The following is a 24,303-nucleotide window of genomic DNA, read 5'->3' as shown; positions in this document are numbered from 1 at the left end:
GAGTTCCATGTGCGGTGACTTGCCAGAGCAGCACTCCCGACGAACGTTCCTGAACGTGGCGACAGCGGCCCTCACGGTGGGGGCGGCGGCGATCGCGTTGCCCGGTACCGCGGACGCCACCCCAGCCCGGCAGCGCGTCCCGCTCGACAAGATCAGCATCCAGCTCTACTCCCTGCGGTCGCTGCTGCAGAACGATCCCGAAGGCACGCTGTCCGCGCTGGCCGACATCGGCTACCGGAAGGTCGAGCTGGCCGGCACCTACGGCCGCAGTGCCGCCGAGTTCCGCGCCATCCTCGACCGGTGCCACATCAAGGCTTCCTCGACGCACGTCGGCATCGACGGCGACCTGAACCAGACCATCGCCGACGCCAGGGTCCTCGGCAACCGCTCGGTCGTCGTGCCGTATGCGAACTTCGGCACCATCGCCGAGTGGGAGGCCTTCGCGGGCCGCATGAACACCGCCGCGGTCACCTTCCGGAAGGCCGGGCTGAAGCTCGGCTACCACAACCACGACCACGAGTTCGCCCCGATCGGCGGTGCCGTGCCCTACGACGTGCTCACCGCGAAGACGGACAAGCGGCTCGTCCACCTGGAAATCGACCTGTTCTGGGCGGTGAACGGCGGCGCGGACCCGGTCGAGCTGTTCCGGCGCAACTACCCGCGCGTCACGCAGTACCACGTGAAGGACCGGACCGCGGACGGGCGGATGGTCGACCCCGGCGCCGGTGTCATCAACTTCCCGCGCATCTTCGCCGCGTCCTGCCACACCATCGGCGAGTACATCGTCGAGCACGACCAGCCCGCCGACCCGCTGAACACCGCGAAGGTCGGGTTCGAGTACCTCCGCACCGTGCGCTTCTGACCCCGGGGGAATCCACATGCGAGTGTCACGTCGGTCGATGCTGGCCGGAACCGCCGCGGGCGTGCTCGCGCCCGCCGTCGGGCTGGCCGCGACGGCCGGGACGGCGGCGGCCGCGGGCCTGACCCGCCAGATCACGATCTACGCCGAAGCCCTGCCCGGCGGCCTCTACGGCTACGGCCTCGAGCCGGGCAAGGCCACGATCCCGGGGCCGCTGCTGGAGATCTACGAGGGCGACACCCTCGAGATCGAACTGGTCAACCGGACCGACCAGCGGCTGTCGATCCACCCGCACGGCGTCAACTACGACACCGGCTCCGACGGCGCCCCGCTCAACGCGTCGTTCAACAAACCGGGCGAGACGCGGACCTACACCTGGAAGACCCGGACCCGGTACGACGCCGGCGGCGGGTTCTGGATGCCGGGCAACGCCGGCTACTGGCACTACCACGACCACGCGATGGGCACCGACCACGGCACGGCCGGTCTCGCCCGCGGGCTCTACGGCGGGCTGATCGTGCGCAAGCGCGGCGACCTGCTGCCGAGCAAGCAGTACACGGTCGTGTTCAACGAGATGATGATCAACCACAAGATGGCGCCGGACACGCCGATCCTCGAGGCGCGGCTCGGCGAGCGCGTCGAGTGGGTCTGCATCGGGTACGGCAGCCTGCCGCACACGTTCCACCTGCACGCCCACCGCTGGGCCGACACCCGCACCGGGATGCTCGGCAGCGCAAGCGACAACGCCCAGACCGTCGACAACAAGAACCTCGACCCCGGCAGCTCGTTCGGCTTCCAGGTGATCGCCGGCGAGGGCGTCGGGCCGGGGGTGTGGATGTACCACTGCCACGTCCAGACCCACTCCGACGGCGGGATGGTGGGCCTGTTCCTGGTCCGCAACGCCGACGGCAGCCTCCCCGACGGGGCGCAGGACGCGATCGACCGGTTCAAGGCGCACGGCCACGCCGGGCACGACATGAACCCCGACGGCCGGACACACGCATGAGGACGGGAGCTATGAAAAGACGATGGTTCGGCAGGCGCGGCGCGGTCGTGCTCGCCATCGGTTCGGTCCTGGCGGCCGGGGCCCCGCTGATCACGATGCCGGTGGCGCAGGCCGCGCCCGCCGTGGTGAACGTGCCCGTGAACGTGCTGGTCTTCCACGGCGTGGCGGCGGACCAGAAGGACCCGGTGCTGCGCGCGGCCGACGCGATCGCGCGGCTGGGCACGGACAACGGGATCACGGTCACGGCGTCCTCGGACCCGGCCGTGTTCAGCACCGCCAACCTCGCGAAGTACCGCGGGGTCGTGTTCCTGTCCGCGCAGGGCGTGCCGCTCAGCCGGGACCAGGAAGGCGCGCTGCAGGCGTACATGAAGGGCGGCGGCGGGTTCCTCGGCGTCTCCGACGCGGCCCGCGCGCAGGACTCGTCCCAGTGGTTCACCGGGCTGATCGGCGCCCGGCCGGTCGGCGCCCGTCCGACGCCCGAAGCGGTGGCGTCGGTGACCGCGAGCGCGGAGAACCCGCCGAACGAGACCAAGGAGAAGCTGGCCGACAACAACGAGAACACCAAGTGGCTGACGTTCGCCACCACCGGCTGGGCGGCCTACAAGATGGCCACCCCGGTCGCCGTCAGCAGCTACTCCCTGGTGTCGGCCAACGACTTCCCCGGCCGCGACCCGAAGAACTGGACCCTGCAGGGTTCGGCCGACGGGAGCACCTGGGTCGACCTGGACACGCGCACGAACGAGGTGTTCACCGACCGGTTCCAGACTCGGACCTTCACCTTCGCCAACACGACGGTGTACCCGAACTACCGGCTGAACATCACCGCGAACTCGGGTGAGCCGCTCATCCAGCTCGCCGACCTCAAGCTGTTCAAGGACACCTCGACGACCCCGCCGCCGCCCGAACCGGCGCCGCAGCAGGCCGTGATCGACGTGCTCGACGCGCAGCACCCGGCCACCGCCGGGCTGCCGCAAAACTGGACGCGCACCGACCGCTGGCTCAACTGGGAGACCAACCCGGTCGGGACCGTCCACACGGTCGCGCAGGTCGAGGAGAAGGGCTACAACCCGGGCGTCGGCGCGAACGGCGCGTTCCACCCGATCTCCTGGTGCCGCGACTACGACGGCGGCCGCTCCTTCTACACCGGCATGGGCCGCACCGAGGGGTCCTACGGCGAAGACCAGTTCCGCATGCACCTGCTCGGCGCCCTGCGCTGGACGACCGGCATGGTGCGCGGCGACTGCCAGGCCGGGATCGCCGCGAACTACAAGGTCGAGCGGCTGACCGGCAAGAACGCGGCCGGGCAGCTCGACCAGATCGGCGAGCCGCACGGGCTGACCATCGCCCCCGACGGCAAGGTGTTCTACATCGGCAAGGCGGCCTGCCCGACCGGGCCGGTGGTCAGCTGGGACGACCCGAACGTCGGCCTCGGCTGCGGCACGATCCACCAGTGGGACCCGGTCACCAAGAAGCCGAAGCTGCTCACGACGTTGCGCGTGATGGGCAACCGCGGCAGCGGTGACGAGCTCGTGAAGAACGAAGAGGGCCTGCTCGGGCTGACGCTGGACCCGAAGTTCGCCGAAAACGGCTACATGTACGCCTACTGGATGCCGCACGAGTCGATCGACCGCGACAAGCGGATCGGCAAGCGCACGGTCTCGCGGTTCACCTACAACCTCACCGCGCAGACGCTCGACCAGGCGACCCGCAAGGACCTGCTGTCCTGGGACGTCCAGATCCACAGCTGCTGCCACGCCGGCGGCGGCATGGCGTTCGACAAGGACGGCAACCTCTACATCGGGTCCGGGGACAACAACTCCTCGGGCGGCTCGAACGGCTACTCCGGCAACAACTGGACGCTGGACTACAAGGGCCTCTCGTTCCAGGACGCGCGCCGCACGGCGGGCAACACGAACGACCTGGACGGCAAGATCCTGCGCATCCACCCGGAGGCGAACGGGACCTACACGATCCCGCAGGGCAACCTGTTCGGAGGAGGACCGGCGGACAAGACGCGCCCGGAGATCTACGTGATGGGCGTCCGCAACATCTCGCGTCTGCAGATCGACCCGGTGCACAACTGGATGACCGCGGGCTGGGTCGGCCCCGACGCGTCCTCGCCGAGCCCGGAGCTGGGCCCGGCGAAGTACGAGACGGCGACGATCATCACCGAGGCGGGCAACCACGGCTGGCCGTACTGCATGGGCAACCGGCAGCCCTACCGCGACCGCAGCAGCACCAACGCCGCGGAGCTGACCGGCTGGTACGACTGCGACAACCCGGTCAACACCTCGCCGCGCAACACCGGTCTGGTGAACCTGCCGCCGATCAAGGACAACATGATCTGGTACTCGCCGGACGGCGGCGGCCCGGTCTTCCCGAAGCGGCCGGGTTCGTCCATCCCGACCTACGTCGCGGCGGACGCCACCTACACCCAGCCGTACCTGCGGGGCGGCGGCCAGGCGATCATGTCCGGGCCGACGTACCACCGTTCGCTGGTCAACACGAACAGCGGCGTCGCGTGGCCGGCGTACTGGGACAACAAGTGGTTCATCGGCGACGAGTCGAACGCGCAGAACCGCGTCGCGGTCACCGTCGACCCGGCGGGCGTGCCGACGCACCAGCCGCCGGTGTTCGGCGAGACGTTCCGGCAGATCATCCCGGGCGGTGCGGGTGACAACCGCGTGCAGAGCTGGATGGACGCCAAGTTCGGCCCGGACGGCGCGCTGTACGTCCTGGACTACGGCAACGGGTTCTTTTCCCTGGATGCCAACCAGAAGCTGCTGAAGATCAGCTACACGGGTGGCGCGCCGACCCCGGCGCCGGCGGCGTCGTCGACGATGGTGCAGAACAAGGCGCTGACGGCGGCGTTCACCGGCTCGAAGTCCGGCGGCGTGTCCTACCGCTGGGAGTTCGGCGACGGCTCGGTGTCCACCCAGGCCGACCCGCGGCACACCTACCCGCGCACCGGCCTCTTCACCGCCAAGCTGACCGTGACCTACGCGGACGGCGAAGCGGTGACCACCCGGACGTCGGTGAACGTCGGCTGCGTGGTGGCCGACCCGAGCCCGGTGGTGACGTTGGGCGACACCCTCACGAAGGTGGTCAACCGCAACGCCGGCGGCGGCTGCACGGTCGACGACTTCATCGACGACGAAGGCGTGTGGTCCACCCACGCGGCGTTCGTAAACCACGTCGAGCAGGCCACCGAGACGCTGTCCGACCTCGGGGTCCTCAACGCCGACGAGTCCGCCGAGCTGAACGCGGCGGCCGAGGCGTCGCCGATCGGGAAGGCGGGCACGACGGGCTACGAGGCGCTGTTCGACGGCACAGCGGCGTCGTTGCGCGGCTGGGAACAGGCGCCGTCCGGGCAGTTCACGTTGCAGCCCGACGGGTCGATCCGCTCGGCCGGCGGGCTGGGCATGCTCTGGTACGCCCAGCGGCAGTTCGGCGACTTCTCGGTGAAGGTGCAGTTCAAGGACATCGCCCCCGACCCGAACCGGGCCAACAGCGGCGTGTTCGTCCGGTTCCCGGACCCGCGGACACCCCTGGAGCAGCGGCCGCCGGGCAGCTGCGGGACGGTCGGGTCGGCGCGGACGTCGCAGGCCTGGGTGGCCATCTACTGCGGTCACGAGATCCAGATCTACGACGGCGACTCCGGTGAGCCGCAGAAGACCGGGTCGGTCTACAACTTCGACCCGCGCCCGCTCGACCAGGCGGGCGCCCGGCCGAAGGGCACGTGGAACGAGTACGAGATCAAGGTCGTCGGGCAGCACTACACGATGATCCGCAACGGCGTGGTGATCAACGAGTTCGACAACACGCCGGGCCGGCAGTCGTCGCGGGCGGGTGACCCGCCGACCGACCTGCGGCAGTTCGTCAGCGGGTTCATCGGGCTGCAGAACCACAGCGACAACGACCTGATCGAGTTCCGCAACATCCGGGTGCGGCAGCTGTAGCGCGAAGGGGGCCGGGCGCGCGTCCGGCCCCCTTCCCTCCCAGGAAGGTTTTCCCGCGATGTCCCCACGACCGATCGCCGTGCTGCTGGCCGCTTTCCTGGTGCTGCTCGGACTGGCCACGCCCGCCGTGGCGGCGCCGGTCCAGACGCTGACCTGGACCGGGAGCAACAGCACCACCGAATACGCGTCCGCGCCCAGCGGCGCGCTGCCCGGCGAGACCACCATCGTCTTCGAGAACAGCGAAGCCACCGGCAACACGACGGGGATGTCGCACACCCTGACGTTCGACACCTCGACGCCGGGCTACAACCACGACGTCTCGCTGAACATCCTGGCCAACCCGTTCGACCCCCAGAACGGCCGGCACGAGGCCGTCGTGACGCTCACGCCGGGCAAGTACCGGTACTTCTGCACGATCCCCGGCCACACGGCGATGGTGGCGGAGTTCGTCGTCTCCGACGGCGGTGGCGACACGACCGCGCCGGTCGTGACCGCGTCCGTGGCGGGAGATCGCGACCCGTCGGGCAACTACATCGGGTCGGCCACGGTTTCGCTGTCGGCCACCGACGCGGGATCCGGCGTGGCGTCGGTCGAGTACCAGCTCGACGGCGGCACGTGGACCACGTACTCGGCGCCGGTGGTGGTTTCCGCGGTGGGCATGCACATGCTGCACTACCGGGCCACCGACGTCGCCGGGAACACGTCGCCGGAGGGGATGGCGCACTTCACCGTCGTCGAGGGCCAGGGAGACACGACGCCGCCGACGGTGACCGCTTCTCTCGCGGGTGATCGGGATCCGGCGGGCAACTACCTCGACGCGGCCACGGTCACCCTGACGGCGACCGACGCCGATTCCGCGGTCGCTTCGGTGGAGTACCAGCTGGACGGCGGCGCGTGGACCTCGTATTCGGCGCCGGTTCCGGTGACGGGCGCGGGTGCTCACATGGTCCACTTCCGGGCGACCGATACCGCCGGGAACACCTCACCGGAGGGCATGTCGAGCTTCACCGTGGTCAAGCGCGACACGACCGCGCCGACCGTGGCGGCTTCCGTGGCCGGAACGCAGGACGCGGACGGCAACTACGTCGGCAAGGCCGTCGTGACGGTGACGGCTTCGGACACCGGGTCCGGCGTCGCCGCGGTGGAGTACAAAGTAGACAGTGGAGCGTGGACGGCTTATTCCGCGCCGGTCCAGGTTTCGTCGGCCGGAGCACACACGGTGGGTTATCGCGCTCGCGACGTCGCCGGGAACGCGTCCGCCGAGGGGAGTGTGGCGTTCACCGTGGTCGCGGGCGGCGACACGACGGCGCCGGTGGTTTCGATGCAGGTGACCGGGAACCAGGACGGCAACTGGGACTTCGTCGGGCAGGCGACCGTGACGCTGTCCGCCGTCGACCCGGAGTCCGGGGCGGCCTCGATCGAGTACAAAGTGGACAGTGGAGTGTGGACGCGGTACACCGCGCCGGTGGTGCTGACCGCGCTGGGCGAGCACACGGTGCGGGCGCGGGCCACGGACGTCGCCGGGAACGTCTCGGCGGAGGCGCCGGGGACGTTCACGGTGGTCGCGGCCCCGCCGCCACCGGACGCCTGCCCGGTCTCGGACACCCGGGAGACCGTGGTGATCGGCGAGATCGACAGCCAGGTCGAGAACATCGACATCGGCAACGGCTGCACGATCAACGACGTCATCGACGCGAACGCGGAGTACGCGTCGCACGACCGGTTCGTCAAGCACGTCAAGGCGGTGACCCGGGAACTGGTCGGCACCGGGGTGCTGTCCTCGGGTGACCGCAACCGGATCGTGACGGCGGCGATCGAGTCGGACATCGGGGGCGCTCCCACCGCCGGCGCCCGGGCCAACGACGTCAGGAAGCCGCTGTAGCCGCTTGCACGTCGCGGAGAGCGTCTCGTGCGGCCTCGCCGAACCCGGTTTTCTCGGCGGGGTCGCACCAGCGTTCGTAGGCGAGCGTCATGACGAGCGCGCCGAGCTGGGCGGCCACGCGGGAGGCCGGGTCGGAGACACCGCGGTGTTCGAGGGCTTCGGCCATCGCCGCGGTGAGCCCGAGACCCTTCAGTGCTTCGCGTTCCCGCAGCTCCGGGTTGGCGGCGATGACCGCCCGCCGCCGGGCGCTGAACTCGCGGCGTTCGGGGGTGAAGGCTTGCCGGCCGACGGTGTCGAGAGCGTGGGCGACGGCTTCGAGCGGGGTGGCGCCGGCCGGGGCGTCGGCGATGCCGCCGGCGAGGAGCCCGGCCATCGCGTCGCCGCCGAAGAGCACCTCGCGCTTGTCCGGGAAGTGCCGGAAGAAGGTGCTCTTCGTCAGCCCGGCGCGTTCGGCGATCTCGATCACGGTGGTGTTCTCGTAGCCGCGTTCCTCGAACAGGTCGAGCGCGGCGACGACGAGCCGCTCCGGGGCGTGGGGCTGCCAGCGGGCCATGGCCCGAGTGTACGGGACTTGGTCCCGTCATCTCGTGTACGGTGATGGGACCAAGTCTCATCACTCGGAGGTGGCCCATGAGCCGTGCGGTGGTTTACGAAGAGTTCGGCGGTCCCGAAGTCCTGCAAGTGCGCGAGGTACCGGAGCCGCACGCGGGGCCGGGCGAGATCCGCGTCCGCGTGGCGGCGGCCGGCCTGAACCCGATGGACTGGGGGCTGGCGACCCACCGGGATCTGGCGGCGCAGTTCGGGGTGACGGTGCCGGCCGGGTTCGGTTACGACCTGGCGGGGGTGGTCGACGAGGTCGGCCCGGGCGCGACGGGCTTTTCGGTCGGGCAGCGCGTGTTCGGTGGAGTGATGGCCTCGGCGGCGGCCGACTTCGCGGTGGTGCGGACGCCGGCCGAGACGCTCTGGCCGACTCCGGAGGGCATCCCCGACCTCGTGGCGGCCACGCTCCCGGTGGCCGGTCTCACGGCCGCGGCGGCGTTGGCGGCGATCGACCTGCGGCCGGAGGACACGGTCCTGATCGGCGGCGCGGCGGGCGGTGTGGGGGTGTTCGCGGTCCAGCTGGCCCGCTCGGCGGGCGCGCGGGTGATCGGAACGGCGGCCCCGGCGACGTTCGAGTTCCTGCGCGAGCTGGGCGCGGAGCCGGTGGCCTACGGCCCGGGCTTGGCGGATCGGGTGCGCGCCTTCGAGCCCACGGCGGCGACGGACTTGTTCGGCACGGAGACGGCGTCGGCGGCGCTCTCGCTGGGGGTGGCGCCTTCGCGGATCTCGACGATCGCGGCGGGTCCGAACCCGCCTGGTGGTGTGCGCGCGACGGGCGGGATCGACGCGGGCCCGGCCGAGCTGAAGAAGATCACGGACGCGATCGCGGCGGGCGAGCTGGTGGTCCCGATCGCGGCGACGTTCCCGCTCGAGCGGGTGCGCGAGGCGGTGGAGCTGCAGGCGGGGCGCCACGTGCACGGCAAGGTCGTGCTGACGTTGTGACGCTCACGAGTACGTCCAGTGGCCGAGCCAGGACTCGCGCCACGCCACCGTCAACTCGCTGACGCCGTCCACGCCGGACCGGTCCACCTGCGCCTTCCAAGCCTCCTCCAGCGACGCGCACAGCTTGGACGCCGGCAGCTCCACCCCGCCCGCCGTGAACTGCTTCAGCACCGACTTCGGCACCGCCAGCTTCGCCTTCCCCCGGACCACCGACTGCTCCGTCGCCCGGCAGATCAGGTACTCGACCGTCGCCAGGTCGCCCGCCGAGGCCACCTGGGCCAACGCGCGGTATAAGCAGTCCAGCGGCGCCGCCAAGCCGCGGTGCTGGCGGGCGATCTCCCACGACACCCACACCGCCATGCTCTCCGGCATCTGGTAGGGGCGGTACGGCAGCGCCGGGCCCGCGAACGTCTGGTAGTCCGCCGTCGGGTCGGCGGACGAGCCGCTCGCCTCCTCCGGGTCCGGGGGCAGGCCGAGGCGCTTGAACAGCTCGCGCAGCAGCTTGTGCGGGCGGGCCGGGGTCGTCGACTCGCCCAGCAGCTTCGTCAGGATGCGGTTGAGCCGGTCCGCCGCGACGCCCTGGATCGACAGCTGGAGGTGGACGAACGCCACGTCCGACAGCGTCGTGCCCGCGCAGCCGACCACCCCCACCTGCGGGTAGCGCTGCAGGAACGACGCGATCGCGTGCGTCGAGCCGATCCGCGCCGGGCCGACGAACGTCACCGGCAGGCACGTCCCGATCCGCTGGCGGGACCGGAGATCACCCTTGTACAGCGGGGAAAACTCGCCCTCGGCGTGGTAGACCTCGAACCAGTTGCCCTGCCGGTGCCCCGGCCGCGTGTCGGCGAGCCAGAAGCTGTACCCGTGCTTCTCGCACAGCTCCCGGAACCGGTCGGCCAGCTCGAACCGCGCCGCCGCGGAGACGTCCCGCAGCGCGATCGCGAACCGGACCGCCAGCGACGAGCACGGCGGTGCCACCTCCTTGCGGGTCCTCAGGTCGTGGTTGCGGGTCTTCACGATCGTCGGCAGCTGGGCCGGGCACTGCAGCGACAGCAGCGGCGCGTCGATCAGCGCCGACGCCGCGTCGGAGATCTCGCGCACCAGGTCGCGGACCGCCAGGCCGTGCCACTCGCACACCTCGCGCGCGCCCGGGTCGACCGCGATCAGGCCCTCGAACGTCTGCGCGGACTCGTAGATGAACGTCGGGTTGGGCGAGGTCGTCTGGCGGAAGACCCAGCTGCCCGCGGTCTCCTCCGGGCGCTCCGCCGGCTGCCGGCCGTCGCTGTGCTCGATGGCTTCGGTGCCGTCCAAGGGTTTGCGGGTGCGGGTGCCGATCACGACGCCGGCGCCGTTCGTCGCCGAGCGCAGCGTCTCGAGGAACACCGCGCTGTCGGCGTCCGCGGACACGAGGTCGCGCAGGTAGCCGTGGCGGGCCAGCGCGTGGTGCACTTCGAAGTCCACTTTGGTCACCGGCTGCCGCGCGATCTCGAAGCCGGCCCGCGCGAGGTCGGCTACGTTCCGCACGGAGACGCGCCGGCTGCGCACCTTCACCACCCCCCGGACGAGTCGAACCGGACGTCGGCTTCCAGCGGCTTGCGGCGGTTCCACGCGCCGGTGCCCGCCCACCGCGGCGCCCCGATGCGCGACAACGGGATCGCCGACTCGCGCCACGACGCCTGGCCGAACAGCACCAGCGCCGCGAGCACCGGCAGCCCCACCGCGACCGTGAGCGTGGCCTGCACGACTTCGCCGCGGCTCTGCGTCGCCACGGCGGCGGCGAACGCGGCGACGGCCGCGATGCTCAGCTGGACGAGCGCCTGCGGCAGCGTCCCGAGGTAGCCGAGCACGGTCCGGCGCGGCGGCAGCGACAGGCGGCTGTAGAGGAAACCGGGCAACAGCAGCAGCATGGTGATCACCGACTGGCCGTCGCCGATGTGGCCGAGCGCTTCGGTGGCGGCCCGGCCGTACGGCCAGGGGCTGCCCACGAGCATCCAGCCGAGCACGAACGAAACCGCCGCGACGGCGAGCGCGTAGAACGTCACGTTGAGCGGGCCGGACTTCGTGGAGTCCTTGAGCACGAGCGTCGCGCGCACGCGGACGTGGTCGCCGCGCGGGTCGCGGCCGCCGGAGCGGCGCCAGTACGCGCGGGCCTCGTCCTCGGCGATGCCGTTGACCAGCACGAGGTCCTGCCCGAACTCCCGGTCGGTCAGCTCGCGCGCGGCCTCGCGCAGGTTCGCGGCGGTGAACTCGGGGTGGCGCCGCAGCGAGTTGTCCAGCTCGCCCGAGTCGGTCCGGACGGCCTCGCCGGTCGTGGCCGCGGCGGCGAGCTTGTGGCAGGCGGGCAGGCTGAGCGAGGACAGCTCCACCCCGGACTGGCCGGCCTCCCACTTGCGGCGGCGCAGCAGGTCGGCGAGCCGGCGCAGCACGGTCTGCGCCTGCAGCTCGAGGATCTTGTGCCGGGCGCCGTCGGCTTCCTGCAGCGGCGCGGCGTCCTGCCGTTCGGCCAGCGAGACCAGGTCTTCGGCCAGCCCGTCGACCTGGTGCTGGTCGGCGTCGGTGGACAGGTACATCCGCGAGATCTCGGCTTCCGGCGCGGTGCGGGCCACCAGGTGGTAGGACTTCAGCGTCGCCGGGATCGTGGTCTCGTAGCTCACGACGTAGCCGCGCCGGCTGGAGGCCAGCCGCCGCCACTGCTCCTGCGCGACGGGCCGCCGCGCGTCGACGTGCAACGGCGTTTCGTAGCTGAGCCGGTGTTCCTCGACCGAGTCGTCGAGGGCGACCACCAGCATGTAGTCGCGGACGGCGACGTTGAGCAGGTACGCGTATTCGACCAGCAGTTCCGAATAACCGGCGAGGATGTCCAGCGCCAGTTCCCGGCACTGGCGCCCGTACCCGGGCATGGTGCCGCCGGCCGGCGCCAGCGTGAACTCCGCTTCGGGGTGGTTCCGTTCGGTGAGCAGCGTCAGCAGCGCCTGCTGGATGAGCCAGCGGGGCTCGTGCACCTGGAACAGGAAGGTGTTCAGCTCGTGCTTGGCGGTCTGCGCGTTTTCGTCGCTGGCGAGGATGCCGCGCAGCAGCCGGTAGAGCCCGGCGGCGACGAGCCGCGACGCCTCGTGCTGCGTCAGCCGCGGCAGTTTCTGGCCGGAGCTGTCGAAGACGTCGACGGGGGAGACGTCCCGGCGCGGCAGCCGGGCGAGCGGCACCCACAGGGACCGCTGTCGCACGGGTCTGGACGCGGCGCGCTCGCCGTGTTCGCGGCCGATGAGGTCCTGCAGCTGCGCGGTGGCCTGCCGCTGGCCTTCGTCGAGCAGCTTCAGGCTGACGTCGACCTCGGTGCTGCGCCGGGCGGTGCCGTGCTCGACGACGGTCAGCCGCTCGGTGAGCCGGCGCACGTGGTTGAGCCGCAAGGAGGTGTCGAGCAGGGCCAGCCCGACGGCGGCCCCTTGCCGCGACAGGCGGGGCGGGGCGCCGGGAATGGGAATGGTCTCGATGGCGTGCCGGAGACTGTCGATGCCGTCCACTCCTGTGAGAGTAGGAGGTACCGGTGCCGGATACGAGCGAACGCGAAATCCCGTCCCGCTTCACCGGTTTGCCGCGTTCAGGAGGCCGTCGGTCGCGTCCCACAGGCGGCGGGCCAGCTCCGCGTCGAGGCCGGCCTTGCCCGCGCGGCGCACCGCCGGGCCGCCGCGCAGGCCGCCCGGTCCGTCCGGCCCGACGTAGGCGTTGCCGGGTACGTCCGCCGTGGCGGCGTAGAGCACCGACAGCGCGCCCTGTTCCGGTGAGTTGGTGAGGAACTTGAAGCGGTTGACGACGTTCGACCGCGAGTGCGCGGCCAGCGCGGTGCGTGCGATCCCCGGGCTGGCCAGCACCGAGCGGACCGGGCTGCCCGCCGCGTCCAGCCGGCGCTGCAGCTCCAGGGAAAACAGCACCACCGCCAGCTTCGACGCCTGGTAGGCGGCCATCCCGTGGTAGGCGCGCGTCCGCCAGTCCAGGTCGCCGAGGTCGAGCTTGCCCTGCCGGTGCAGCTGGCTGGTGACGTGCACGACGCGGTCGGTGACGTGCCCGAGCAGCAGGTTCGTCAGCAGGAACGGGCCGGTGTGGTTGGTGGTGGTCTGCCGGTCGAGCCCGTCGGCCGTCCGCGCGGCCGGGACGTCCATCACGCCGGCGTTGTTGACCAGGACGTCGAGCGGGCCGGACCACGAGCCCGCGAACGCCCGCACCGACGCCAGGTCCGCCACGTCCAGCGGCCGGACGTCGAAGGTGCCGGGCAGGCCGGCGACCGCCGTGCGGGCCTTGCCGACGTCCCGCACCCCCAGCACGACCCGGGCGCCGGCGCGGGCGAGCTCCCGCGCCGTGATCAGCCCCAGGCCGCGGCCCGCGCCGGTGACCACCACCGTCCGCCCGCCCAGGTCCGGCAGGTCGTCCGTCGTCCACTTGGTCATTTCCGCTCCTCACTCGAAGTCCGATCGATTCGGCGAGTGAACGCGGTGGCCGCGAGCGGCGGAAGGACGCGCTCAGCCACTGACTGGCAGACCGTGGCTAAGCCCGGTCCGTTCGTCGACGATGGTGACCATGAGCTTCGACCTCGCCTCACTGGGCGCGTTCCTGCGCACCCGACGCGCGGCGCTGCAGCCGGAGGACGTCGGGCTCGGCCGCGGGCACCGCCGCCGAGCGCCGGGCCTGCGGCGCGAGGAGGTGGCGCAGCTGTGCGCCATGTCCGCCGACTACTTCGCCCGGCTGGAACGCGGCACCGGGCCGCAGCCGTCGGAACCGATGGTCGCGGCCATCGCCCGCGGCCTGCGGCTGACGCCCGCCGAGCGCGATCACCTGTTCCTGCTCGCCGGCTACCGCGCCGCCCGGCGCGAGCTGCGGGCCCGGCACGTGAGCCCCGGGCTGATGCGGATCATGGACGGCTTGGCGGGCACCACCGCCCAGGTGCTGGGCCCGCTGGGCGAGACGCTGCTGCAGACGCCGTCCGCGGTGGCGCTGCTCGGCGACGAGACCCGCTACACGGGGAACGCCCGCAGCGCGGCGTACCGCTGGTTCACCGACCCGGCCGCTCGCTCGCGGTACGACCCGTCCGAGCACGAGAAGAACAGCCGGATCACCGTCGCACAGCTGCGCGGAGCGGTCACGCGCGACGGACCCGGCTCGGCGGCGGCGGAGCTGGCCGAAGCCCTGCGACGCGTCAGCGACGAGTTCGCCGGGCTGTGGGAACGCCACGAAGTGGCCCTGCGGTGGAGCGAAACGAAGCGGTTCACCCACCCCCAGGTCGGGCGGCTCGATCTCTATTGCCAGGTGTTGCTGGAGCCGGACGAAGGCCAGTCGCTGCTCGTCTTCACCGCGACGCCGGGGACCGAAAGCCACGAGAAGCTGGCGCTGCTCGCGGTGCTCGGCACGGAGAGCTTCGCCGCGGAGTGACGGTTCCCGGCGCTCAAATGAACCCCGAGTACGCCTGCGCGAGCGGCGCTGCCGCGGCGTGGGCACGCCGAGGCGGGCTTGAGTAGCGCACCTGCGACGGCGGCCGGGCGCGGGCTTCTCCAGGTCGGTTTCGCGGGCGATCGGCACGAGCCGCGCCTGAGCGGTCCACTGTGGACCGCTCAGTCCGCGTCGCCGCGGCTGACCCGCAGCACCGCCCAGACGACCTTCCCTCCCGACCAGCGTCGGCTGCTGCCCCAGGCCTGGGCGGCGTGGGCGACTATGCGCAGGCCGAGTCCCGGGTCGCGTGGGTCGAGCCGCTCGAGGACCGTCGCGGGGCTCGGGTCGTCGTCGGAGACCGAGACCGACAGCAGCTCTCGGCGCAGGTCCAGCCGGATCTGGGGCACCGACTCCGTGTGCTGGATCGCGTTGCGGACCAGTTCCGCGGCGATCAACGTGCCGTCGTAGATCAGCTGGGGGACCGCCCAGTCGAGGCAGCGCTGCCGGACGAACTCGCGCGCGACGTCCTCCGCGTTGGGGGAGCGGGGGACGTCCCGGCGGGCTCCCCGCCGGACGGGACGGAGCAACGCGCTTTCGGCCGCGTCGGCGTCCGGGCTCACCGAGATGAACCGATCGGTGGCAAACCGGCGGAAGAGCCGCAGGTGGTCCGGGTGCCGGGTCACCAACCCGAACGGGACGCCGGGCCAGTCGCTGATGCGGGAGGCGACGAGCGGGAACACCGCCGCGGGCGAGCCCGCGCCGATGGTGAGGTCGTTGACGTCGGCGATCAGGCCGCGCGGCACGTCGGCGGCGATCTTGAGCAGGCCGTCCCGCAGCACCGCGTACCCGGCCAGGTCGAGCTGCCCGCGGGCCGTGGCCAAGACGCTGGTGGCGTGGGGTTTCGCTGTCAGTTCGATGGCCACCACGTTAGTCCGCGGGCCGGTCCGCGCAACGGCCCGGAACGATCCGGGCGATTTTCACCCGGGTGGCTGAGAGTGGTGGACCTTTCACGAAAGTGTTACCCGGTAAGGGAATCCGCACGTGCGGCGAGCACGTGCGGGTGCGCGCCCGGCGGGGGACGGGTCTTTGTCCCGGAAAAGTCGGGACCGGCGACCGTCGCCGGCGGACGCGGGGCCGGGGATGCCGGGGTGGTCCGCCGTCCGGAAACCGGAGGCCGCGATGAACCGACCGGTGCCCGACGTGTTCGACCAGGCCCTCGCCTCGGCCGTGCGCGCGCCTTCGCCGCATAAACCCAGCCCTGGCGGTTCGTCATCGAACACGACCTGATCGAAGTCCGGCTCGACCGCGAACGCGTCCTCACCGTAGCGGACCCGCACGGGCGGGAAGCCCGACTCGCTTGCGGTGCGGCGGCGTTCAACCTTCAGATTGCCGGACCCGGCCGCGCCCGATTTGGTCGCGGTGATCCGGTTGGACGGCAACGAGAAAGCCGCCGCCGTGGAGCGCAAGCTTGCCGAAGCCGTGTTCCGGCGGCACACGAATCGTCGGCCGTTGCTGGACAAGGTGGTGCCTCCGGCGGCGCGGGCCGCGCTGAAGTCCGCGGCGTTGAGCGAAGGTGGCGAGATCGAATATCTCGACGCGTCCGGCCGCCACACCCCGGTGGCGGAAGCGGCATTCTGGACTCGCCGCGAGCGTCGACCACCCCGTTTCGGCGTACGTTGCCCTCGACCTGCGGGTGCGCAGCCACGTCGGCCGGGACACCGCCCTGCTGTGGGACGAACGCCACGGCTGGGCCTTCGCCGTCGAAACCCACTCCGGTGAGGACCTCCTGGTGCTCGCCTACCTCGGCGGCGAACTGGTCCCCGCGCCCGCCCGCGTCCGCGGCTTCGTCACGGCGATCCGCGCTTCCGGCGGCGCGGGGCCGGCCGCGACCCCATTCCTGTTCCGGGCGGTGTGATTTCCGCCGACCCGGCCGCGTTTCGGGGAAATTGTTTTCGAACGGCCGCGAAATGGGTGCGGACACTTCTGTCCGGCGGACACATCTGACCGGATCCGCGCAGGTGAGAACCACCTTGTTGCCGGAATGGCACCTGCTCCGATCGGGTGCATTCAATTCGCCAGGCAATAGCCGGATCGACCGTCCGCGAGTACGCTCCCAGCGATCCGTGAAGTTCCGGGGGAAATCGCGATCTCGTCCACAGCCGGCGAAGTGAGTTCTCAGGAGGCCCGGTGCCCAAGACCACCCCGGCGACCGGTGCCGCACCGGCGGCAGCCGGTTTCCGGCACCAGGGCTGCGTCTACGGCAGCGACGCCGAGTTCCTCGCGATGGCCGTCCCGTTCGTGCGGGACGGCCTGGAGCTCGGCGAGCCCGTGCTGGTCGCCACGCCGACGGCCAACCTGCGGTTGCTGACCGCCGTGCTGGGAGCCGACGCCGATCGGATCGCCGTCGCCGAGCCCGGCTACTTCGGCCGGCGGCCGGGCCGGGTCGCCGAAGCCCTGCACCGCTACTGGACGCGGCACCGGTCCACCGCGCCGACCGGCGCGGTCCGCGTCGTCGCCGAGCCCGACCGGACCGGCGGTTCCGGTGACGACGCCGCCTGGCCGCACGCCGAGGCCGGCTTCAACGTGGCGCTGGCGGGCACCCGGATCTGGATGATCTGCCCGTACGACACCAGGACGGTCGACGCCGGCGTGGTCGCGGACGCGTGCCGCACGCACCCCGAATGCGTGGTGCGCGGCGAAATCCGGCCGTCCCCGCGGTTCACGGCGCCCGCGGACCCGGACGGCGCCGGCGTCGTCTCGCCGCCCGGCACCGGCGCCGATCTCTTCCGCTTCGAGGGCGACCTGGTCGCCGTCCGGCGGCACGTGCTCGACCGGGCGAGCGCGCTCCTGCGCTCGGCGGAGGCCGCGACGATGTTCGGCATCGCCGTGGGCGAAGCGATCGTCTACCTGATCGAGCACGGGATCGACCGGGCGGCCGTGCGGGTGCGGCCGGCGGCCGGCCGGGTGGTGTGCACGCTGCACAGCGACCGGCCGGTCGACGGCCCCGCCTTCTACGGGCTCCGGCCCGCGGCGCGGCCCGGCACCAGCCTGTGGATGACCGACCAGATCTGCGAATGGCTCGACGTCAGCTCCGACGCCGCCGGCTGCACCATCGAGCTGGCGATGCCCGACTCCGCCGCCTGAGGACACACCCGTCGCTTCAGCGCAGCCGGACCGCGCCGAACTGGTCCTCGATCCGGCGCAGGTCGCGCAGCCGCGGCTCGGTCTGCCCGCCGAGCCACCGGGTCATCGTCTTCGCGGACACGCCCAGCCGCTCGGCCGCCGCCTCCTTCGTGATCCCCTTGCCGCGCAACGCTTCGGCCAGCCAGTCGGCGAAGGTCGCGGCCGGTCCGGCCGGCGGTGCGGTGACCGGGCCGGGCCGGGCGGCGCGGGCCGGGACCACGTCGAACTCGACGCGCCCGGGGTACTTCCGGCAGGAGACCTCCAGCACGCCGGCCGGGCCGGCGGCGTCGAGCAGGGCGCGCAGGATCGTGTTGCCCACCGCGCGGTCTTCGGCTTCGGTGAGCGGCGCGTCCGCCAGCGACCGCTGGACGAATTCGCGGATTCCCGGAACGGAGGACGGGCGGGCCGGAAAGACCTCGGTGACGATTTCGACCGGCACGACCTCGATCGATTCGCCGCGCGCCCGGCCGGCTGACTCCCGCACGATCTTCGCTCCTTCCGGTGGACGTCGAGTGTATCCGCCGCGGCCGTTTCCGAGTGCGTCCGAACGGGGCGCCGACAGGGGTGTCCGGCCGGTCTTGCCGCTGCTGCGGGACAGGTCTACGGTGAGCGTCCTCCGGGAAGGTGTCCAGAGATGACCAGGTCCACGCAGGGCGGCGCCGGCCCGGCGGACGATTCCGGGAATCGGCGCCCGAGCGTCCACATTCTGTGGATGAATGGCGGGCTGAGCTGCGACGGGGAATCGGTCGCGTTGACCGCGGCCACCCAGCCGAGCATCGAAGAGATCATTCTCGGCGGGCTTCCCGGGCTGCCGGAAGTGGAGATGCATTGGCCGTTCCTCGATTTCCGGAGCGGGCCTGACGGCGGCGAGGACAGCTTCATCGCGTGGTGGCACCGCGCGGCGCGCGGCGAGCTCGACCCGTTCATCCTGGTCGTCGAGGGGTCGATCGCCGACGAGTCGAACAAGGCCGAGGGCTACTGGTCCGGGTTCGGCACCGACCCGGAGACCGGCCAGCCCGTGACGGCCTCGGAGTGGCTCGACCGGCTGGCGCCCCGGGCGCTGGCGGTGCTGGCCGTCGGCACCTGCGCCAGCTACGGCGGGGTGCACGCGATGGCGGGCAACCCGACCGGCGCCATGGGCGTGCCGGAGTACCTGGGCCGGGACTGGCGGTCGCGGGCCGGGCTGCCGATCGTGTGCGTGCCGGGGTGCCCGGCCCAGCCGGACAACATCTCCGAGACCATCCTGCACCTGCTGTTCCAGGTGTCCGGGCGGGCGCCCGAGATCGACGTCGACGAGGCGCTGCGGCCGAAGTGGCTGTTCGGCAGCACCGTGCACGAAGGCTGCGACCGGGCCGGGTACTACGAGCAGGACGAGTTCGCCGACCGGCACGGCACCCCGCGGTGCCTGGTCAAGCTGGGCTGCTGGGGCCAGGTCGTCCAGTGCAACGTACCCAAGCGGGGCTGGATCAACGGCGTGGGCGGCTGCCCGAACGTCGGCGGCATCTGCATCGGCTGCACCATGCCGGGGTTCCCGGACAAGTTCATGCCGTTCATGGAGGACCCGGCCGGTGCCGGGGTGCCGGCGGCGACGAGCAGCGTGTCCGGCACGGCGATCCGCATCCTGCGCGAGATCCGGGCGGCGGGCGATAGGTGACGGCGCCGCGGCTGGAGACACTTCTGGGCGCACTGCTCGCCGGGGCGCACCGGCGGACCACCGAGGAGCTCGTCCGCGAGCTGACCGACCTGTACGGAGAAGGCTTGACGCGGGTCGTGGCGCTCCTGCGCGAGCACGCGCCGGCCCTGCTCGAACCGCTCGCCGCGGACGCCGTCGTCGCGGACCTGCTGGTGCTGCACGACCTGCACCCGCTCGACACCGCCGCGCGGATCCGGCGGGCCCTGGCGCCGACGGGCGCCCACTACCTCGGGATCGACGCCGGGACTGTGCGGGTGCAGTTCGAGGACGGGTGCCCGGCCGCGTCGGAGGCGGCGATCGAGGCCGCCGTCCGGGTCGCGGCCCCGGACGTCACCGGCGTCCGGGTCGTCCGGCTGTACCGGATCGGGATGGGGCCGCCGGCGGGGCGCGCGTCATGAGCGTCCACATCGGACTGGAGCAGACGCCGGCCGGCAGCCGGTTCGCGGCGCCGGAACGGTGCGACCTGTGCGGGACGCCGGTGGCCGCGCGGCACGGTCACGTGGCCGACACCGGCCGCCGCGGGCTGCTGTGCTCGTGCCGGGCGTGCTTCCTGCTGGTCATCCGGGGCGCCGGCGGGCAGCCGCGCTACCGCGCGGTGCCGGAGCGCTACCTGCGCGTGCCCCGCCACCCGGCCGCGCACCTCGACTGGTGCGGCCTCGGGATCCCCGCGCGCTTCGCCTTCTTCATACGCCGGGGCACGCGCGTGACGGCGTTCCGGCCCGGCCCGGCGGGCGCGACCGAGGTGGTCCTGCCCCCGGACATCATCGGTGGCCATCCCCTGCTGGCGGCGGCCGAACCGGACCTCGAGGCGATCGTGGTCCGCGGCACCGAGGGCGGCACGGACTGCTTCCTGGTCCCGGTCGACGCGTGCTACCGGCTGCTCGGCGCGGTCCGCCGGTACTGGACCGGCCCCGATGGCGGCCCCGAGATGCGCCTGCGGGTCGCGAGCTGTTCCTGGAGATCGAACGGCTGGTCCGGCACCATCGCGTAGCCCCCGAAGCACCCTGAGTACCCGCCCCGCCCACTGTCGACGGATTGTCGACGGACCGTGCGAGCGTCGCCGGATCGTCCGGGTGGTGGCGAGGGGACCTCCCTTCCGGGCTGGACGACGTGGTCGAACGCCACGGGAGCCGAGCGGGGGGTGTGCGGTGGGGAAGACGGATGCCGGGCGGGTGTGGCGGGTGAGACCGGGGGACGAGCGCCCGGCGCCCTTCGCCGGCCGGCGGTGGGAAAGCGGTCTGCTGGGCCGGGCGGTGGGCGGCCACGGCTCCGCGCGCGTCGTCGTCGGGGAGCCGGGGATCGGGAAGACCGCCCTGCTGGGGCACCTCGCCGACCGCTCGCCGCACCGCGTCGTCCGGGTGCGCGGGAGCCGGGCCGAAGCCGAGCTGCCCTACGCCGCCGCGGCGCAGCTGCTCGCCCCCTTCACCGGCTGGTTCGGCCGGGTGCCCGCGGCGCAGCGGCGCGCGCTGGAGGTCGCGCTCGCCCTCGACGACGGCCCGGCCGCCGGCGCGCTCGCCGTCTGCGCCGGTGCCCTCGGCGTGCTGGGTGCCGCGTCGGCGCGCGAGCCGGTGCTGGTGCTCGTGGACGACCTGCAGTGGATCGACCCGGAGTCCCGGCGGGTGCTCGAGTTCCTCGGGCGGCGGCTGGACCGCGAGCGGGTCGCGCTCGTCCTGGCCCTGCGCGACGAGCCGGGCGCGGGCGCCGGACCGCCGGACCTGCCCGCCGTGCGGCTGGCCGGGTTCGACCGCGCCGACGGCCGCCGGCTGGCCCGGGTCCACGGCTTCCTCGCCCCGGACCACGACGTCGACGCGATCGTGGACGTGGCCGGCGGAAACCCCCTGGCCGTCGTGGAAACACTGCGCCGGCTGGCGACGACGGACCGGGCGGCCGACCTCGCGGTCGAGGTCGGCCGGTCGGCGCTGCCGGCCTGGCGGGACGTGCTCGCCCGGCTGTCCGGGCCGACGCGCCGGGCGCTGGCCGTCCTCGCCGTCGCCGGCCCCGCCGAACCGGCTGCCGTCGAGGCCGCGCTCGCCGAGCTGGGGCTGTCCGGGCGCGACGTCGTGCCCGGCGAACGGCTGGGCCTGGTGACCGCGGACGAGGGCGGCCGCCGGCTGCTGCGGTACCCGCTGCTCGGCCCGGTGCTGCTGGCCGACGCGCCGGAGCCGGCCAGGAAAGCCGTCTACGCGGCGCTTTCCGCCCACGCCCACCGGGACCAGCGGATCTGGTACCAGTCGTTCGCGGTGACCGGACCGGCGGACGAGCTCGCCGCACGGCTGGCCGCATTGGCCAGGGGCACCGCCGATCCCGTCGTCGCGGCGCGGTTCCTGCGGCGCGCGGCCGACCTGACCGCCGACCCGCGCCGGCGGGCGATGCGCCTGCTCGCCGCCGCGGCCGGGGCGCTGCGGGCCGGACGCGGCGAGCAGGCGGCGTCGTGGTGCCGCGAGGCCGTGTCCCTGCGCGACGACCCGGCCTTCCTCGCCGCGGCCGCCGGGCGCAGCGCGCGGGGGCTGGGGCTCGCCGGGCGGCACCGCCAGGCGTTCGACGAACTGGCCGGCGCGGCCGCGTGGCTCGCCCGACGGGACCCGGAGCGGGCGGCGGACCTGCTGTGCGCGGCGACCGGACCCGCGCTGGCGCTGGGGGAGGCGCGCCTGGCGTGCGTGGCCGTCACCGAAGCCGAGTCGCTGGCCGGCGTCCCCCTCCCGGTCCGGGCGCGACCGGCGGCCGCGGCCGCCCGCGTGATGCACGGCCTGCCCGGCGGCGAGCTGCCGCCGCCCGAGTCGGTCGGCGACCCGGCCGCGCTGGTCTGGCTGGCGCTGGCGGAACTGTGGTCGGAACGGCCGGACCCGGCCCGGACGGCGATCAACGCCGCGCTCTGCCGGCTGCGCCGCGGCCACGCGCCGGCCCTGCTCGCCGTCGCGCTGGCCGTCCGCGGGGACCTCGGCTTCCGCACCGGCGGCTGGGCGGCCGCCTCCGCCGACGCCGTCGAGTCGATCGCCGTCGCGGGCCGCACCCCGCCGAACGGCGTGATCGCGTTCGGGCTGCTCACCCTCGCCCGGCTGGAAGCGGTGCGCGGCCGGCCGGACCGGTGCGCGGAACTGCTGGCCCGCAGCCGCAAGGAGGCCGGCCCGCTCGGCGTCGACCTGCGCCTCCTGCTGGAACCGGCCGTGCGGGGGCTCGCCGCCCTGAGCGCGGGCGAACCGGGCGCGGCGCTGGAACCGCTGGAAGCGGCGTGGTCGCACGCCGAAGCCGGCGGCGTCGGCAACCCGGCCGTGGTGCCGTTCGCGGCCGACCTCGCCGAAGCCCACATCCGGGCCGGGAACCCCGGCCGCGCAAGGGAAGTCCTCGCCTGGCTGGAAGAACGGGCGGCGGGAGCGGCACTGCGGGGTCAGCTGGCGGCCGCGTGGCGGTGCCGGGGCCTGCTGGCCGCGGACCTGGCGGAGGCGACGGCCGCCTTCGCGACGGCCCGCGACGCGGGCGACGTCCGGACGGCCCCGTTCGAATTCGCCAGAACCCTGCTCTGCGAAGGAGAAGTGCTCCGGCGGTTGCGCCGGCCCGTGGCCGCGCGGCCGGCCCTGCGCCAGGCGGCGGAGGTGTTCGAGGGCCTCGGTGCCGAGGTCTGGGCCGAACGCGCGGCCGCCGAGCTGTCCGCCGCCGGCGACCACCCGGGCGCGAAACCCGGGCCGCTCGCGACGGACGTCCTGACCCCGCAGCAGCTGCGCATCGCGAGTCTCGTGGCGGCCGGGCACAACAACGCCGAGGCGGCCGAAATGCTGTTCCTGTCCCGCAAAACCGTGGAAGCCCACCTGACGCAGGTCTACCGCAAGCTCGGCGTCCACTCCCGCACGCAGCTCGCGAACGCGCTGAACGCGCGGGGTGACCACAGCGGGCTCCCGGCCGAGCGCGCGCCGCAGTCGAGGGAGTCACCCGATGCCGCCGGTGGTCCGCGGCGGGCAGAGTTCGGGTGACAGCGAGGAAACCGCGGGGGTGAGGGCATGGACGTCGCCAGTGAGACGGTGGTACGGCTCGCCGATCCGGTGGCGCGGGCGGCGGTGCTGACCGCCGACGCGCTGCTCGCGATCGCCGTGGTGGCCTACGAACTCGACCCGGCGGTGGTGACCGAGCCGGTGACGGCGGTGTTCGACCGCTTCGACGTCGCCGTGCCGCTCGACGCCCGGGCGACGGCGATGGCCCAGTTCCGGCGCACCGGCGAGCCGGTGCCGTGGGAGGTCGCCGCGTCCTGGGACACCGGGGGAGTCCCGCCCTTCGCGGCCGACGCGGTCTGGGCGGGTGCCGTCGTGGTGCGCACGGCGGTCCTGGACGGGACCGTCGTCGCCGTCACCGCCGATCAGTCCGGTGTGGACAGTCCGGTCGCGCTCGACGCGACGGTGCGGATGAGCCCACCGGAAGCAGACCCCGCGCCGGTTCCGGTGCCGCTGCCCGTTCTCGTGGCATTCCTCGCCGCCGGCGAGGCCCCGTCCCCCCGGGACCTGCTGCGGGCGACGACGGCGGCCCGGCTCGGCGCGGGCCGGTACCCGGTCGCCGTCCTCCCGGCCGGTGTCCCGGTCCGCCGGTTCGAGCGCCTCGTCTGCTGGGTCGTGCCCGAATCGACGTTCGACGACCCCGGCTGGCCGGGAGCGGCGGACGACACGACGCCGCAGCAGCAGCGGGCGGACCGGCTGCGCGCCGCGCGGAGCTGGCTCGCCGGCCAGGGCGTCGCCGTCATCACCACCACGGAGCCCACATGACCACCAAGTCCCGCGC

Annotated in this window: 20 protein-coding genes; 13 read left to right on the top strand and 7 right to left on the bottom strand. The window is 73.0% G+C overall.

Going from position 1 to position 24,303, the window contains the following annotated elements:
- Nucleotides 1-7: 7 nt before the first annotated feature.
- The 4 genes from ACZ7OH_RS30775 to ACZ7OH_RS30760 are packed head-to-tail and all read left to right on the top strand — an operon-like array spanning nucleotide 8 to nucleotide 7,706.
- Nucleotides 8-862 (top strand): TIM barrel protein, encoded by an 855-nt coding sequence (locus tag ACZ7OH_RS30775; RefSeq protein ID WP_470284014.1) that lies wholly within the window; start codon nucleotides 8-10, stop codon nucleotides 860-862.
- Nucleotides 863-878: 16 nt separating this feature from the next.
- Nucleotides 879-1,865 carry a multicopper oxidase domain-containing protein gene (locus ACZ7OH_RS30770; protein WP_470284013.1) on the top strand — a complete coding sequence of 329 codons (987 nt, stop codon included), beginning with the start codon at nucleotides 879-881 and terminating at the stop codon, nucleotides 1,863-1,865.
- Nucleotides 1,862-5,824 (top strand): ThuA domain-containing protein, encoded by a 3,963-nt coding sequence (locus tag ACZ7OH_RS30765; RefSeq protein WP_470284012.1) that lies wholly within the window; start codon nucleotides 1,862-1,864, stop codon nucleotides 5,822-5,824. The genes ACZ7OH_RS30770 and ACZ7OH_RS30765 overlap by 4 nt, the downstream gene beginning before the upstream one ends.
- 58 nt (nucleotides 5,825-5,882) lie before the next feature.
- Nucleotides 5,883-7,706, top strand: a complete 1,824-nt coding sequence (locus tag ACZ7OH_RS30760) for a cupredoxin domain-containing protein (RefSeq protein ID WP_470284011.1) — start codon at nucleotides 5,883-5,885, stop codon at nucleotides 7,704-7,706.
- Here ACZ7OH_RS30760 and ACZ7OH_RS30755 read toward each other — a convergent pair.
- The gene (locus ACZ7OH_RS30755) at nucleotides 7,690-8,259 is read right to left on the bottom strand and encodes a TetR/AcrR family transcriptional regulator (RefSeq protein WP_470284010.1); all 570 of its coding nucleotides are present in this window, start codon (nucleotides 8,257-8,259) and stop codon (nucleotides 7,690-7,692) included. The two genes, ACZ7OH_RS30760 and ACZ7OH_RS30755, sit on opposite strands and share 17 nt — an antisense overlap.
- A gap of 77 nt (nucleotides 8,260-8,336) precedes the next feature.
- Here ACZ7OH_RS30755 and ACZ7OH_RS30750 point away from each other — a divergent pair, with 77 nt between their 5' ends.
- Nucleotides 8,337-9,248, top strand: coding sequence for an NADP-dependent oxidoreductase (locus ACZ7OH_RS30750; RefSeq protein WP_470284009.1), 912 nt, complete (start codon nucleotides 8,337-8,339; stop codon nucleotides 9,246-9,248).
- A gap of 3 nt (nucleotides 9,249-9,251) precedes the next feature.
- Here the strand turns inward: ACZ7OH_RS30750 and ACZ7OH_RS30745 are convergent, their stop codons facing one another.
- From ACZ7OH_RS30745 to ACZ7OH_RS30735, 3 genes are read right to left on the bottom strand one after another with little or no spacing between them, the layout of a single operon-like run.
- Complete coding sequence (locus ACZ7OH_RS30745) at nucleotides 9,252-10,793, bottom strand: hypothetical protein (protein ID WP_470284008.1); 1,542 nt, start codon at nucleotides 10,791-10,793, stop codon at nucleotides 9,252-9,254.
- 2 nt (nucleotides 10,794-10,795) lie between these two features.
- Nucleotides 10,796-12,769, bottom strand: coding sequence for a hypothetical protein (locus tag ACZ7OH_RS30740; protein ID WP_470284007.1), 1,974 nt, complete (start codon nucleotides 12,767-12,769; stop codon nucleotides 10,796-10,798).
- Nucleotides 12,770-12,829: 60 nt separating this feature from the next.
- On the bottom strand, nucleotides 12,830-13,690 hold the full coding sequence (locus ACZ7OH_RS30735; protein ID WP_470284006.1) for an SDR family NAD(P)-dependent oxidoreductase: 861 nt from the start codon (nucleotides 13,688-13,690) through the stop codon (nucleotides 12,830-12,832).
- Nucleotides 13,691-13,820: 130 nt separating this feature from the next.
- On the opposite strand from ACZ7OH_RS30735, the gene ACZ7OH_RS30730 reads away from it, so the two are divergent.
- Nucleotides 13,821-14,669 (top strand): helix-turn-helix transcriptional regulator, encoded by an 849-nt coding sequence (locus ACZ7OH_RS30730; protein WP_470284005.1) that lies wholly within the window; start codon nucleotides 13,821-13,823, stop codon nucleotides 14,667-14,669.
- A 179-nt stretch (nucleotides 14,670-14,848) separates the two neighbouring features.
- On the opposite strand, the gene ACZ7OH_RS30725 is transcribed toward ACZ7OH_RS30730, so the two are convergent.
- Both ACZ7OH_RS30725 and ACZ7OH_RS30720 read right to left on the bottom strand, forming a co-directional pair.
- Entirely contained in the window at nucleotides 14,849-15,589 is a 741-nt protein-coding gene (locus tag ACZ7OH_RS30725; RefSeq protein WP_470284004.1) for an ATP-binding protein, read from the bottom strand.
- Between the two features lie 84 nt (nucleotides 15,590-15,673).
- A complete protein-coding gene (locus tag ACZ7OH_RS30720) occupies nucleotides 15,674-16,186 on the bottom strand; it encodes a hypothetical protein (RefSeq protein WP_470284003.1) in 513 nt (170 codons plus the stop codon).
- A 53-nt stretch (nucleotides 16,187-16,239) separates the two neighbouring features.
- Between ACZ7OH_RS30720 and ACZ7OH_RS30715 the strand changes: the two genes are divergently transcribed.
- Both ACZ7OH_RS30715 and ACZ7OH_RS30710 read left to right on the top strand, forming a co-directional pair.
- A complete protein-coding gene (locus ACZ7OH_RS30715; protein ID WP_470284002.1) occupies nucleotides 16,240-16,581 on the top strand; it encodes a DUF6292 family protein in 342 nt (113 codons plus the stop codon).
- Nucleotides 16,582-16,853: 272 nt separating this feature from the next.
- Nucleotides 16,854-17,810 carry an anti-sigma factor RsbA family regulatory protein gene (locus tag ACZ7OH_RS30710; protein WP_470284001.1) on the top strand — a complete coding sequence of 319 codons (957 nt, stop codon included), beginning with the start codon at nucleotides 16,854-16,856 and terminating at the stop codon, nucleotides 17,808-17,810.
- Between the two features lie 16 nt (nucleotides 17,811-17,826).
- On the opposite strand, the gene ACZ7OH_RS30705 is transcribed toward ACZ7OH_RS30710, so the two are convergent.
- A complete protein-coding gene (locus ACZ7OH_RS30705) occupies nucleotides 17,827-18,333 on the bottom strand; it encodes a helix-turn-helix domain-containing protein (protein WP_470284000.1) in 507 nt (168 codons plus the stop codon).
- A gap of 150 nt (nucleotides 18,334-18,483) precedes the next feature.
- Here ACZ7OH_RS30705 and ACZ7OH_RS30700 point away from each other — a divergent pair, with 150 nt between their 5' ends.
- From ACZ7OH_RS30700 to ACZ7OH_RS30680, 5 genes are all read left to right on the top strand, one after another.
- Nucleotides 18,484-19,503, top strand: coding sequence for an NADH-quinone oxidoreductase subunit B family protein (locus tag ACZ7OH_RS30700; RefSeq protein WP_470283999.1), 1,020 nt, complete (start codon nucleotides 18,484-18,486; stop codon nucleotides 19,501-19,503).
- Nucleotides 19,500-19,940, top strand: a complete 441-nt coding sequence (locus ACZ7OH_RS30695; protein ID WP_470283998.1) for a NifU family protein — start codon at nucleotides 19,500-19,502, stop codon at nucleotides 19,938-19,940. Before ACZ7OH_RS30700 ends, ACZ7OH_RS30695 begins: the two co-directional genes overlap by 4 nt.
- Nucleotides 19,937-20,533 carry a DUF5947 family protein gene (locus ACZ7OH_RS30690; RefSeq protein WP_470283997.1) on the top strand — a complete coding sequence of 199 codons (597 nt, stop codon included), beginning with the start codon at nucleotides 19,937-19,939 and terminating at the stop codon, nucleotides 20,531-20,533. The genes ACZ7OH_RS30695 and ACZ7OH_RS30690 overlap by 4 nt, the downstream gene beginning before the upstream one ends.
- A 190-nt stretch (nucleotides 20,534-20,723) precedes the next feature.
- Entirely contained in the window at nucleotides 20,724-23,507 is a 2,784-nt protein-coding gene (locus ACZ7OH_RS30685; protein ID WP_470283996.1) for an AAA family ATPase, read from the top strand.
- A 27-nt stretch (nucleotides 23,508-23,534) separates the two neighbouring features.
- Entirely contained in the window at nucleotides 23,535-24,287 is a 753-nt protein-coding gene (locus tag ACZ7OH_RS30680) for a hypothetical protein (RefSeq protein ID WP_470283995.1), read from the top strand.
- Nucleotides 24,288-24,303 lie beyond the last annotated feature (16 nt).

It is taken from the genome of Amycolatopsis sp. NPDC114478 (genome assembly GCF_055633805.1).
Note: the sequence above shows the minus strand (reverse complement) of the source record. Positions and strands in the feature narration are given on the sequence as shown.

What these genes read in the sequence shown, in the direction of transcription:
- ACZ7OH_RS30730 (WP_470284005.1), top strand. Translation starts at nt 13,821, where the DNA reads ATGAGCTTCGACCTCGCCTCACTGGGCGCGTTCCTGCGCACCCGACGC.
- ACZ7OH_RS30735 (WP_470284006.1), bottom strand. Translation starts at nt 13,690, where the DNA reads ATGACCAAGTGGACGACGGACGACCTGCCGGACCTGGGCGGGCGGACG.
- ACZ7OH_RS30760 (WP_470284011.1), top strand. Translation starts at nt 5,883, where the DNA reads ATGTCCCCACGACCGATCGCCGTGCTGCTGGCCGCTTTCCTGGTGCTG.
- ACZ7OH_RS30680 (WP_470283995.1), top strand. Translation starts at nt 23,535, where the DNA reads ATGGACGTCGCCAGTGAGACGGTGGTACGGCTCGCCGATCCGGTGGCG.
- ACZ7OH_RS30770 (WP_470284013.1), top strand. Translation starts at nt 879, where the DNA reads ATGCGAGTGTCACGTCGGTCGATGCTGGCCGGAACCGCCGCGGGCGTG.
- ACZ7OH_RS30775 (WP_470284014.1), top strand. Translation starts at nt 8, where the DNA reads ATGTGCGGTGACTTGCCAGAGCAGCACTCCCGACGAACGTTCCTGAAC.
- ACZ7OH_RS30690 (WP_470283997.1), top strand. Translation starts at nt 19,937, where the DNA reads ATGAGCGTCCACATCGGACTGGAGCAGACGCCGGCCGGCAGCCGGTTC.
- ACZ7OH_RS30765 (WP_470284012.1), top strand. Translation starts at nt 1,862, where the DNA reads ATGAGGACGGGAGCTATGAAAAGACGATGGTTCGGCAGGCGCGGCGCG.
- ACZ7OH_RS30750 (WP_470284009.1), top strand. Translation starts at nt 8,337, where the DNA reads ATGAGCCGTGCGGTGGTTTACGAAGAGTTCGGCGGTCCCGAAGTCCTG.
- ACZ7OH_RS30755 (WP_470284010.1), bottom strand. Translation starts at nt 8,259, where the DNA reads ATGGCCCGCTGGCAGCCCCACGCCCCGGAGCGGCTCGTCGTCGCCGCG.
- ACZ7OH_RS30700 (WP_470283999.1), top strand. Translation starts at nt 18,484, where the DNA reads ATGACCAGGTCCACGCAGGGCGGCGCCGGCCCGGCGGACGATTCCGGG.